Genomic DNA, 11807 nt, shown 5'->3' on the forward strand with positions numbered 1-11807 from the left:
AACGGCCGATCCGGATGTCGGTGGTGGTTCCTAGACTCGCTGCATGACCGTTCCGCTGCCTCAGGCTCCGCCCCTCGTGGACGAGCTGGCCCTCGACGGCGTGGAGACGGCGGGTGGGCTGACGCAGAGCGACCTGCGGTCGGCTGAAACTCCGGTGGAGAACCGACGCTGGAAGCCGTGGATGCGCGCGGTGACCATCTCGCTCGGCTCGTTCCTCGGCGGGGCGCTCCTGTTCGTGCTCACGCTCGCGCTCCAGGTGGAGGATCCCGCAACAGATTCGGAATCCGGCGCATTCATCGGGTTCCTGATCGTCAACGTGGTCGTCGGCCTCGCGGCCTGCATCGCCATCGGCCCGGTTCGCGGGTCCCGCGCTGGAAACCTGTGGATCGTCGCGGTCGGCATGGCGAGCTCGTTCGCATTCGCAGCCTGGCTCGTCGCCGTCATGCGGCTCGGAGCCAGGCGTTCGCTGCCCATGGATGTCTCGGTCGTCGCGATCGTCGTGGTCGGCGGAATCCTCTGGGACTGGCTCGAATCGAGCATCACCGGCCGCGCGCCCATGGACGCACCGATCTTCTACATCGTCGTCGTCGCGCTCTCGACGATCATCGCCCTGCTCTTCGGCCGGTCACGGGGCACGCGAGCCGCGCTCATCACGTCGCTGCGGGCCCAGGCCGCCTCGGCTGAGCGCGAACGCGCGGCCCTGGCCCAGAGCCGCGCCTCCGACATCGAGCGCGCACGCGCCGAGGAGCGCGCCGCCATCGCCCGCGACATGCACGACTCCATCTCCCACGACCTCGCGGTCGTCGCCACGCAGGCCGGCGCGCTCGCCTACCGCAGCGATCTGTCACCCGAGCTGGTCAGGGAGACGGCCGCCACGGTTCGCGAGTCCGCTGCGCGAGCGAACACGCAACTCCGGGAGGTGCTGCAGGGCATGCGCGAGCCGAGCGAGACCGGGCGAGACGACACGCCACTCCCTGACCTGGACGGGCTCGCGTCCCTCCTCGTCGACGGCATCCCCGCACACGCGCCGCCTCAGATGACCTGGCTCACCGTCGGGCCAGGAGACCTCTCGAAGCTCTCCGAGGAGCGCATCCGCGCGCTCCACCGCACCCTCTCCGAGCTGTTCGTCAACGCTGGGAAGCACGCACCGGGAGCGGAGGTGCGCGTCGAGCTCGCCGGCGGCGACACCGAGATGGCCATCTCGGTCGCGAACGCCGTCCAGCAGGGGCAGGCTCCCGCGCCGGGCACCGGCTACGGACTCATCGGCGCTCGGGAGCGCATCCACCTCGTGGGCGGCACGCTCGAGGCAGGAACTCGCGCAGACGGCGACTTCGTGGTGGAGGTGAGGCTCCCGTGGTGAACCCCGACAGCATCCGCGTGCTCATCGTCGACGACGAGGCGGGCATCCGTCTCGGCCTGCGCCTGCTCATCGATGGCGCAGAGGGCATTCGTGTCGTCGGCGAGGGCACCAACGGCGAAGAGGCGCTTGCGCTCGCCGCCGAACAGCACCCCGACGTGATCCTCATGGACGTTCGGATGCCCGGGCTCACCGGCATCGACGCCGTCGAGCGACTCACCGCCTCCGGTTCGAGGGCGAAGGTCGTCATGCTCACGGCGTTCGACACCGAGGAGTTCCTCCTGGATGCGCTCCGGGCAGGCGCGGTCTCCTTCCTGCTGAAGGACGCCCCACCCGAGGACATCGTCGGGGCGGTGCTCGACGCCGCGCGAGGCAAGGCCGTCTTCTCGCCGAGCGCCCTCGACCGGCTCGTACGCGCGGCCGCGAACGGCTCGAAGGATGGCGCTCACCACGGCGACAGCGTCGGCACAGGTCAGCGCCCCGCTCGCGACGCACGGGGCGACGAGGTCCTCGCGAGCGTCACGAGCCGAGAGCGGGAGATCGCCCGCTACGTCGCGCAGGGCATGACCAACGCGGAGATCGCTACCGCGCTCTACGTCAGCCAGGCGACGGTCAAGACGCACCTCGCGAGCCTGTTCTCGAAGCTCCACGTCACCAACCGCGTCCAACTCGCGCTGCTCACCCTGGAGTGGGACGCCGCCGGCAGAGTCTGAGCGACCGGCAGGCGGCGCCTGACCGGGGGCTGACCGGCGCCTGACCGTGACGGGTGGCCGCATGCTCCCTGCGTGTACTCTGGGCGGCACCACGGAGATCAAGGGGAGCGCTGCCATGCCGAACATCTCTGCCGCCGAGCGCGACGGCCAGAACGACGGCCAGAGCCCCACCCCGACGGCCGAGCAGAGCCCGGTGCTGCTGCTGAGCATGGCGCTCACCGAGTATGCCAAAGCACGATCCGCGTCGCAGAGCGGGGCACGCCGCTCGCTCGGCATCGGCGAGATGGATGCTCGTGCCCTCGCCTACCTCACGGAGAACCCGGGCGCCAGGCCCAGCGCCCTTCGCGCGCACCTCGGGCTCACGTCCGCCGGTGTCTCCACCCTGTGCGACCGCCTCATCGAGCGGGGCACGATCCATCGTGACACCGACCCGAGCGACCGCCGCGCGAGCCTGCTGACCGTCATCGTCGACCTCGACGCGGAGCCGTGGAATCGCCTCGGCGAATTCGACCGCGACCTCGCCGAGGCCATCGAGGCCGAGGCCGAGCCAGAGACGCTCCTGCGCCTGGCGGAGCTGCTGACGCACGCCCTCAGCGTCGGCAACACCTCGAGCGCAGATGCCGGCGCAGACGCCGGCGCACCTGGCCAGAGCTAGGAGGTCGCCTCGGCCGACACGGGAGTGCGCCCGGTCTGCGAGTGGAGTTCGGCGACCAGCACGATCGACTTCGCCTGCAGGAAGGTGCAGAGCGCTGAGACGACCGCGAGCTCCTGCGAGAGCGCATGCACGTCGGCGGCAGACAGGTGGAGCGTGTGCTCGCGCGGTTCCATGGTCACCGACCAGCGCGGGCTCTCCCGCGTGCCCGGCTGCAGGTAGACGTCAGTGGGCACGTGCGTCAACTGCACCCGGACGAGGCCGGTGTCGTGCCCTTCATCGCCGTCCTGCACGATGACGTTGACGACCCCGGGCTCGACATAGCCGAGACCCTCGAACTCGCGAGCCCATGACTCGAGCACTTCCTTGCTGCGATACGGCATCCTGAACCTCCGAACCGGGGTGATCTCTTCCACTCCCCAGCATCCACCATCCGCGGCGTCTTCACCGCCTTCCCGCCCGCCCCTGGCGGAGGCTGGCACACTTTGCTGCATCGGGGAGCCTTCGAAGGCGCCGACTCTCGGGCCGCCGCCCGCATCGCCTAGGTTGGTCGGGTGTCAGACGAAGCAACCACCCAGCCGGCGCAGGATCCCTCGCATCGACCGATCTTCTCGTTCTCGCGACGCAGCGGCCGCCTCACCGACGGCCAGCAGACGTCGTGGGAGTCGCTCGGCCCGAAGTACCTCGTCGAGGTCGAGCGCGCGGAGCTGGACTTCTCCGTGAGCCCGACCTTCCGGGTCGACCCGGCCGAGCTGTTCGGCCGGGATGCGCCGCTTGTCGTCGAGGTCGGCTCGGGCACCGGTGAAGCGGTTGTGGCGGCGGCCGCCGCGCATCCCGAATGGAACTTCCTGGCGGTCGAGGTGTTCGTCGCGGGTCTCGCGCGCACCCTTCGGCGGGTCGAGGACGCGGGGCTCTCGAACGTGCGACTCGTCGAGGCGAACGCCGTCGAGGTGCTCGAGCACATGCTTCCCGCGGGCAGTGTCGAGGAGCTCTGGATCTTCTTCCCCGACCCGTGGCATAAGGCGAAGCACACGAAGCGTCGGCTGGTGCGGGATGGCTTCGGCGCCGTCGCGGCAAGGTCCCTCCGCGCCGGCGGCCGTATGCGGCTCGCGACGGACTGGGAGGACTACGCCTTCCAGATGCGCGAGGTGCTGAATGCGGCTCCCGAGTTCACGAGCGAGCACCCGGGCAGCTGGGCCCCGCGCTTCGAAGGCAGGACCCTCACGGTGTTCGAGCGCAAGGCGGAGAAGGCCGGGAGGCGCATCCACGACCTCAGCTACGTGACGGCGGGCTAGCTTCCGCCTGCGACGACTCCTCGTCCTCTCGCTTCCCCGATCCGAGCCGGATCGTCGCGGCGAGTCCGAGGGCCAGGAACGCGGCGGCGGTGAACGCTGACGCGCGGGTGCCGTCGGAGAGCGCGGCCTTGGCGTCGTCGGCGAGGTCGGCCGTTGCTGGGTTCTCGCCGAGGCCCGCGATCGCGCCGCCGGCAGAGTCGACGACCGCCGAGACCACCTGATCTCGCTGCTCGGCGGGCACCTGGGCGTCGTCGAGCGAAGCGCCAAGGGAGGCGCCCGTCGTGGTGAACAGGATGGTGCCGAGGATGGCGACGCCGAGCGCCGAGCCCACCTGCCGGGACGTGGACTGCGTGCCGGACCCCTGCCCGGAGAGCTCGACGGGCACATCCTGCAGCACGACACCCGTCAGCTGCGCCGTGGCGAGCCCGACACCGAAGCCGTACACGAACAAGGCGGGGATGAGCCAGCCCCACTGCGCATCCGGGGCGATGATGAACCCTGCCCAGGCGATGCCGATGATCTCCGCGAGGATGCCGACGCGCACGATGACCACCGCGCTCACCTTGCCACTGCTCGCCCCCGCGAAGCCGCTCGCGACGAACGAGCCGGCCGCGAGCGCCAGGAGCACGAACCCGGTCTGCAGTGCATCGAAGCCGAGCACGAACTGCAGCCACAACGGCAGCGACAGGATGATGCCGAACTCCCCGAGGGCGACGACAAGCGCCGCCACGTTGCCGTTGCGGAACGACGAGATGCGGAAGAGGGAGAACTCGAGGAGCGTCGACTCGCCCCGACGGGAACGGGACACGCCCCGCGCGATGAAGAGGGCGAGCGCCACGGCCGAGATGGCGAACGCCACCGGCACCGGCGAGATGGGGAGGGGCCACTCGAACGACCCGATCGTGAACGTCTCGTCGACCGCCCACCAGCCGTAGGTGCGCCCCTCGATGAGCCCGAAGACGAGCGCCCCGAACGTGACCACGGAGAGGGCCGCGCCGACGAGGTCGAGGGGCTTCTGCGTCGACTCCCGCGACTCGTTCACGAAGAGCAGGACACCGACGACGATGATGATGCCGAGTGGCACGTTGATGCCGAACGCCCACCGCCACGAGAACGCTGTTGTGAGCCAGCCGCCGAGGAGCGGGCCGACGGCCGCCATGCCGCCGATCGTCGACCCCCAGACGGCGAACGCGATGCCCCGCTCCCGGCCGCGGAAGGTCGCGTTGATGATCGACAGCGTGGTCGGCAGGATCATGGCGCCGCCCACCCCCTGCACGAGGCGGGCGAGGATCAGCAGCCCGCCGGTCGGCGCGAGCGCGGCAGCCACCGAGGCGAGCGCGAAGATCACGACCCCGATCAGCATCAGCCGCCGTCGCCCGACGCGGTCGGCGAGGCTGCCGAACAGGAGCAGCAGCGACGCGAACACCAGCGTGTACGCCTCCTGCACCCACTGGACCTCGGTCGACGTGATGCCGAGCTCCGTCACGATCGACGGCACGGCAACGTTCACGATCGTCGAGTCGACGATGATGAGCGCGACCGCGACGCTGATGAAGACCAGACCAACCCACCGACGACGCGCTGACTCCGCCATGATGCTCACTTCTTCTGCTGTGGAACGAGGAGGACGAGGTGAGACTACGCCCGCGATTCTGGAACTTTGCTCAATTGTTTAACTACTTTCGAGGCCGAGATGAATGAGGTGATGGTGCCGTTTCATTCCCTCCCTGACCGTTCATGACATCCTCCGGCGCACCATTTGTTGCGTGTCACGAAGCGTCACACCCTGGCCAGACCGATGGTCCAGGCGTAGCCTCGCTCAGTTCGTGAGAAATCTCGCGAGCTGAGAAATCGCATCGGGAGATCTTCCATGTCGGCCAACACCCCAGGCACCCCCACCTCCGAGGTGGCATCCAACGCCACCGGAGCAGAGGACACGCCGCGCCCCAAGAGCCGCGCGCGCAAGCTCCTCACCTCGTTCGGATTCCAGATCCTCGCCGCCCTCGTTCTGGGTGTTGTCCTCGGACTCGTCGCCCGCAACCTCGGCGACGACGCTGAAGGCAACCCGAACGGGCTCGCGGCGACACTCGACACCATCGGCAGCTCGTACGTCACGATCCTGACGGCCGCCGTCGTCCCGCTCATCCTGACCGCCGTCATCTCGAGCATCGCGCAGCTGCGCCTCGTGACGAACGCGGCGAGGCTCGCGGGCCAGACGCTGCTCTGGTTCGGCATCACGGCGCTCATCGCCGTGACGATCGGCATCACGCTCGGCGTCACCATCCAGCCGGGCAACCGCGTCGACCAGTCGCAGCTCGAGACGGGCGAGCCCTCCTCCGTCGGCACCTGGTGGAACTTCCTCACCGGCCTCGTGCCGCAGAACTTCCTCGGCATGGGCGTGCGCTCGCGCGTCGACGCCGAGACAGGCGACGTGACCTCGACGATCGCGTTCAACGTGCTGCAGGTCATCGTCATCGCTGTTGTCATCGGCATCGCGGCCCTTCGCCTCGGCAAGCGCGCCGAGCCGTTCCTCGAGTTCACGGCCTCTGCCCTCGCGGTCATCCAGAAAGTCCTGTGGTGGATCATCCGCATCGCCCCGCTCGGCACGCTCGGGCTCATCGCGAGCGCCGTCGTCGACTACGGCTGGGAGAAGCTCACGAGCCTCGCCTGGTTCGCGATCGCCATCTACGTGGGCCTCGCCCTCGTGCTGTTCGTCGTGTACCCGATCCTCGTGAAGGCGCACGGCCTCTCGGTCGGCCGCTTCTTCTCCGGCGTGTGGCCGGCCGTGCAGCTCGCGTTCGTGAGCCGCTCGTCCATCGGCACGCTCCCCCTCACGCAGCGCGTCACCGAGCGCAACCTCGGCGTGCCCCGCGAGTACGCATCCTTCGCCGTGCCGTTCGGCGCGACCACGAAGATGGACGGATGCGCCGCGATCTACCCGGCCATCGCCGCGATCTTCGTCGCCCAGTTCTTCGGCATCGAGCTGTCGATCATGCAGTACATCCTCATCGTGGTCGTCTCCGTCGTCGGTTCGGCCGCGACGGCCGGCACCACGGGTGCGACCGTCATGCTCACGCTCACCCTGTCGACGCTCGGCCTGCCCCTCGAGGGCGTCGGCCTGCTGCTCGCCATCGACCCGATCCTCGACATGGGCCGCACCGCGACCAACGTCGCCGGCCAGGCACTCGTGCCGATGATCGTCGCGAAGCGCGAGGGCATCCTCAACGAGAAGCTCTACAACGCGCCCCGCGGCGACGTCGCCTTCTCCGACGAGACCGACGAGGAGGTGGAGGAGACCATCAAGCGCTCCACCGCCTCGACGTCGGACCGCGAGCAGGACGAGTTCGAAGGCGCGACGCTGCAGGACGCGGAACGCCGCAGCTAGCAGCGCCGCAACGATCAACGGGCGCTTGCCCTCGGAACCCCCAGCGGGCATCCGGGAGCGGGCGCCCGTTCTGCGTCTGCGCCGCCAGCCCGCGCAGCGCCGCCTGCCCGCGCCATCCCGCGCCGCGCCGCCTGCCCGCACCATCCCGCACCGCCGAGAGCTGACTTGTGGTCGTTTCCAGCGAGTGTTGACGACCACAACTCAGCCCTCGGCCGCGGGACTCGCATCGAGGCCCGGGATGAGGTCGGGACACGTTCGGGGTGCGCGGGGCCGGGACGGGGGCTCTGGATGCGCGGGGCCGGGCGTGCGATTCTTGCCGCATGCGCGCATCCACCTGGACTCCCCTCGCGATCGTCTACCTCCTGCTCGCCATCGTCGGCGGTGCCGTGACGTGGACCTTCAACGTCATCGCCGGCATGGAGGGCAGCGCCTTCATCGGCGACTACTTCGGCAGCGGTCCCGCCGTCACGTCGATCGTGATCGACGTGCTCGTCGCCGCCACGGTTGGCGTCGTGTTCATCATCGTCGAGGGCCGCCGCCAGGGCATGCGGCGCCTGTGGGTATACATCCTGTGCTTCGGCGTGGCGTTCGCGTTCGCCCTGCCGCTGTTCCTCGCGATGCGGGAGCGGCACCTGGCGTCGAGACGGGCGGCCAGCGAATCGGGCAGGGCCGACGAAGACCCCAGCCACCCATAGCCGATCGCTCCGACCGGTCACGCAAAGGCCACGGAGGTTCTCCTGCTTGGCTCGTCGGATTCGCGGACGAGCGAGACGGAGGACCCGGATGAAGAACGCGCTCTGGTCGATCGGCGGGGCAGCCGCAAGCGTCACTTACGTCCTGCTCGTCGGGTACCTAACGATTCAGGTGAGTGGACTTGCCGGCGGGGCAGTGTTCGGCCTCGACAACCGACTCAGCGGCCTGACAGCACCCGGCCCGGGGCTCCTCCAACTGGCGCTCATTGCCGGAGTGAGCGGCGGCGCGCTCCTCGTCCTCACCCGAGCCGTGCGCAACCTGGACCCTGCCGCCCGCTTCGCGCTGCGGCTCGGCTTCGCGCTAGCGACGGCTGTCCTGGTCGGTGCGGCTTTCGTCGTGCTCTCGCAGCGCTTCGAGGTGCTGGACCTCAACACCGGGCCGGCCCCGTGGATCGAAGGCTGGCTGACCAGAGGCGGCACCGCCTCCGTCGTGCACCTGATGCTGATCGTGCTGGTGGCGATGCTGGTCGCCGGGCGCGAGCGAGACACAGTCAGACTGCCGCGCACTGCCCCGCAAGCCAGTCGTGGGCCAGCGCCGGGGCCTCACCCGTGAGCGCGGACACGTCCGGCTGGATGGGCTCTGGCATGACCGCGCCGGTTCGGTCCGTGTAGCGGGAGGTCGTGAGGAGGATCTCGGAGCCGTCGGCGAGCATGAAGCCGTCGACGCCGGTCGCGAGGCCGTTGCTCTTCTCCCCGAAGGTCGTCACGTTGCTCTGCCCGGTGAACGCGGTCAGCACCATCTCAGCAGCGGAGGCCGTGTAGAAATCCTGCAGGACGGCGATCGGCTTGCCGTCGAAGACGTTCGTGTCGATGTCCACTTCTGCATCGAAGCGCAGCTCGTGACCGTCGTCTGACGTCGCGCTCTCCGTGGTCACGGTGATCGCGCTGTGTGTGCCGTCGCGGTCCACGAATCCCGCGACGTCGTTCGTGTCGAAGAGCGGCGAGACCGCGCCGAGCATCGGGAATGCGCTGCCGCCCCAGTTGCCGCGCAGGTCCACAACGAAGCCGCACGTCTCCGTGTCCGCGAGCGCGGCCAGCCCATCGACACCGGCGCGCGCATACTCCTCGGCGAGCTGACCCTCATGTCCGATCGCCGACACGGTGATCGTGACGGTGCGTCCGTCAGTTGCCTTGACCGTCGGCGGGGCGCTCGGTGCTTCCGCGTACAGAGCATCCCGCTCGTCCGCGGGGAGGAACCTCGCGTGCCTTCCTCCGGCGTCGCCGGCAGCTGCCGCGATGAGTTCGTACGCCTCCTCGAGGTCTTCCGCCTGCGCGCCCGCCGCGATGAGGGCATCCCGTTCGAACGACCAATCTCCGCCCGAGTAGAGGCCGTGCTCTTCCAGGATGTGCGCGGCTTCTTCGACGAGCGCGGCCGGGCTCACTGGCGAGGGCGGACTGGGCGTCGGCTCCGGAGCTGCGGAGCACCCGGAGAGCCCCACCGCGAGTGCGGCAACCACGGCAAGCGAGACGCTGGCGCGCAGACTTCGCGTGCCTTGACCTCCGCGGGCGACGCTGCTCATGTTTCCACCCTACGATCTCGTCGATTCGCGTCAGCGGGGCCGCGGCGAGCCACGTATGCCCGGCTTCCCACGACTCCGCTCCTCACCGCGTACGACTCACTGGTCGATGGACGCCATGTTCGCGGCGTCGTGCCTGGCACCCGCGGCCGGCTCGAGCGCATCGAGGCGGGTGATCTGCGACTCGGTGAGCACAATCGCGTCGGCGGCGGTGTTCTCCTCGACGCGGCTCACGCGGCGTGTGCCCGGGATGGGGGCGATGTCGTTGCCGCGCGTGAGGATCCAGGCCAGCGCCGTCTGGGCTGGCGTCGCGCCGATCTCCTCCCCGATCGCACGGACCTCGTCGACGATGCGCAGGTTGCGCTCGAAGTTCTCGCCCGTGAATCGCGGGTTCGTCTTGCGCCAGTCGTCGTCCGCGAAATCGGCGACCGAACGGATCTGACCGGTGAGGAGCCCGTGGCCCAGCGGGGAATACGGCACGAATCCGATGCCGAGTTCTCGAAGCAACGGGAGGATCTCAGCCTCCACGTCACGCGTCCACAGCGAGTACTCGGTCTGCAGCGCGGTGACGGGATGCACGGCGTGCGCCCGCCGGATCGTCTCGGGGGATGCCTCCGATAGCCCGAAATGCAGGACCTTGCCCTCGGCGACCAGCTCGGAGACGGCACCCGCCGTGTCCTCGATGGGAGTGTTCCGGTCGACGCGGTGCTGGTAGTAGAGGTCGATGTGGTCGGTGCCGAGTCGGCGCAACGAGCCTTCGACGGCGGCACGGATGTTCTCTGGGCTGCTATCGACACCCGGCCGCCGCTCGGCGTGGGAGTAGAGACCGAACTTCGTCGCGATCTTGACCTCGTCGCGGCGCCCCTTGATCGCCTCGCCGACGATCTCCTCGCTGAGGAAGGGGCCGTAGATCTCTGCCGTGTCGATGTGGGTCACGCCGAGTTCGAGCGCTCGGTCGATGGTCGCGATCGATTCGGAGTGGTCGAGCGCGCCCTCGCTTGTGTAGGTACCCGCCATGGTCATGGCGCCGAGTCCGATGCGGGAGACCTCGAGGCCTCCGAGAGTGATGTGCTTCATGGAAAGCAGTCAATCCGCATCCATCGACGACAGCGCGGCCCTGATGTGAGGTGCACTGACAGGGCCCCTCTGGGCAGCGAGCTGCGGCGTATGGTCGCTGGCATGGACATCCATGACGACCTGAGCGCGTTCCTCACCTCTCGACGCGCGAAGCTCACGCCGTCGCAGGCGGGGTTGCCCGACTTCGGTGGTCGACGCCGCGTTCCTGGGCTTCGCCGCGAGGAGGTCGCACTGCTCGCGGGGATGAGCGCCGAGTACTACAAGCGACTCGAGCGAGGCAACGCCGGCGGTGTCTCCGAGGCCGTGCTCGATGGCGTGAGCCGTGCCCTGCACCTCGACGAGGCCGAGCATGCGCACCTGCACGAACTGGTGAGGGCGGCCAATGAGGGCACGCGCCCGCAGCGACAGCGCCGCACCAAGAAGCAGCAGCTCAGCGCAGCCATGCAGCAGACCATCGACGCCATGTCGACGGTGCCCGTGTTCATCCAGAACGGCAGACTCGACGCGATCGCGACCAACACGCTCGGTCGTGCGCTGTTCGCCCCGATGTTCGAGGATGCCCGCTCGCCTGTCAACGCGGCCCGGTTCCTCTTTCTCGACGAGCGCTCGCATGACTTCTACCGCGACTGGGAGGGCAACACGCGTCAGATCGTGGCACTCCTCCGATCCGAGGCTGGCCGCTCCCCGCACGACCGCAACCTCAGCAACCTCGTAGGCGAGCTCTCCACTCGCAGCGAGCTCTTCCGCAGGCTCTGGGGAGCTCACGACGTGCGCGAGCACCGCGACGGGCTGAAGCGCGTGCACCACCCCGTCGTAGGCGACCTCGACCTCACCTACCAGAGCATGGATCTCGCCTCTGACCGCGGACTGCTCATGCTCGTGTTCTCCGCAGAGCCGGGGAGCGCATCCCACGAGCGCCTGCAGTTGCTGTCGAACTGGGCGTCGACGCATCCGGATCCCGCGAGCGCGGAGGCTGCGAACCGCGCGCTCTGAACCGGGGGCGCCGAGAGCTATCCGGAGGCCACAGCGGTTGCGGGACAAGTCGACTTCGTCCATACT

At 69.1% G+C, this 11807-nt stretch carries 12 protein-coding genes; 8 read left to right on the plus strand and 4 right to left on the minus strand.

Features of this window, described 5'->3' with window-relative positions:
* Window positions 1–43: 43 nt before the first annotated feature.
* From ITJ61_RS12465 to ITJ61_RS12475, 3 genes are all read left to right on the plus strand, one after another.
* Window positions 44–1360, plus strand: a complete 1317-nt coding sequence (locus ITJ61_RS12465) for a sensor histidine kinase (RefSeq protein WP_194686351.1) — start codon at window positions 44–46, stop codon at window positions 1358–1360.
* A complete protein-coding gene (locus ITJ61_RS20335) occupies window positions 1354–2070 on the plus strand; it encodes a response regulator (protein WP_104243820.1) in 717 nt (238 codons plus the stop codon). The genes ITJ61_RS12465 and ITJ61_RS20335 overlap by 7 nt, the downstream gene beginning before the upstream one ends.
* A 115-nt stretch (window positions 2071–2185) precedes the next feature.
* Entirely contained in the window at window positions 2186–2725 is a 540-nt protein-coding gene (locus tag ITJ61_RS12475) for a MarR family winged helix-turn-helix transcriptional regulator (RefSeq protein ID WP_194686352.1), read from the plus strand.
* Here ITJ61_RS12475 and ITJ61_RS12480 read toward each other — a convergent pair.
* Window positions 2722–3105 carry a hypothetical protein gene (locus tag ITJ61_RS12480; RefSeq protein WP_104243822.1) on the minus strand — a complete coding sequence of 128 codons (384 nt, stop codon included), beginning with the start codon at window positions 3103–3105 and terminating at the stop codon, window positions 2722–2724. The two genes, ITJ61_RS12475 and ITJ61_RS12480, sit on opposite strands and share 4 nt — an antisense overlap.
* A gap of 171 nt (window positions 3106–3276) precedes the next feature.
* Here ITJ61_RS12480 and trmB point away from each other — a divergent pair, with 171 nt between their 5' ends.
* Window positions 3277–4017 (plus strand): tRNA (guanosine(46)-N7)-methyltransferase TrmB, encoded by a 741-nt coding sequence (gene trmB / locus ITJ61_RS12485; protein WP_194686353.1) that lies wholly within the window; start codon window positions 3277–3279, stop codon window positions 4015–4017.
* Here the strand turns inward: trmB and ITJ61_RS12490 are convergent.
* Window positions 3995–5611 carry a DHA2 family efflux MFS transporter permease subunit gene (locus ITJ61_RS12490; protein WP_194686354.1) on the minus strand — a complete coding sequence of 539 codons (1617 nt, stop codon included), beginning with the start codon at window positions 5609–5611 and terminating at the stop codon, window positions 3995–3997. The genes trmB and ITJ61_RS12490 overlap by 23 nt on opposite strands.
* A gap of 276 nt (window positions 5612–5887) precedes the next feature.
* On the opposite strand from ITJ61_RS12490, the gene ITJ61_RS12495 reads away from it, so the two are divergent.
* From ITJ61_RS12495 to ITJ61_RS12505, 3 genes are all read left to right on the plus strand, one after another.
* Window positions 5888–7402 carry a dicarboxylate/amino acid:cation symporter gene (locus tag ITJ61_RS12495; protein ID WP_104243828.1) on the plus strand — a complete coding sequence of 505 codons (1515 nt, stop codon included), beginning with the start codon at window positions 5888–5890 and terminating at the stop codon, window positions 7400–7402.
* Window positions 7403–7722: 320 nt separating this feature from the next.
* The gene (locus ITJ61_RS12500) at window positions 7723–8097 is read left to right on the plus strand and encodes a DUF2834 domain-containing protein (RefSeq protein ID WP_194686355.1); all 375 of its coding nucleotides are present in this window, start codon (window positions 7723–7725) and stop codon (window positions 8095–8097) included.
* 88 nt (window positions 8098–8185) lie between these two features.
* Window positions 8186–8707 carry a hypothetical protein gene (locus tag ITJ61_RS12505; protein ID WP_194686356.1) on the plus strand — a complete coding sequence of 174 codons (522 nt, stop codon included), beginning with the start codon at window positions 8186–8188 and terminating at the stop codon, window positions 8705–8707.
* Here ITJ61_RS12505 and ITJ61_RS12510 read toward each other — a convergent pair.
* Window positions 8646–9674 (minus strand): S41 family peptidase, encoded by a 1029-nt coding sequence (locus ITJ61_RS12510; protein WP_194686357.1) that lies wholly within the window; start codon window positions 9672–9674, stop codon window positions 8646–8648. The genes ITJ61_RS12505 and ITJ61_RS12510 overlap by 62 nt on opposite strands.
* 96 nt (window positions 9675–9770) lie before the next feature.
* Window positions 9771–10748, minus strand: a complete 978-nt coding sequence (locus ITJ61_RS12515) for an aldo/keto reductase (protein WP_194686358.1) — start codon at window positions 10746–10748, stop codon at window positions 9771–9773.
* A 102-nt stretch (window positions 10749–10850) separates the two neighbouring features.
* Here ITJ61_RS12515 and ITJ61_RS12520 point away from each other — a divergent pair, with 102 nt between their 5' ends.
* Window positions 10851–11741: a helix-turn-helix transcriptional regulator gene (locus ITJ61_RS12520; protein WP_104300617.1), complete on the plus strand. Its 891-nt coding sequence runs from the start codon at window positions 10851–10853 to the stop codon at window positions 11739–11741.
* Window positions 11742–11807: the final 66 nt, after the last annotated feature.

This window comes from Pseudoclavibacter sp. VKM Ac-2888, from assembly GCF_015351285.1.
Classification (GTDB): domain Bacteria; phylum Actinomycetota; class Actinomycetes; order Actinomycetales; family Microbacteriaceae; genus Pseudoclavibacter.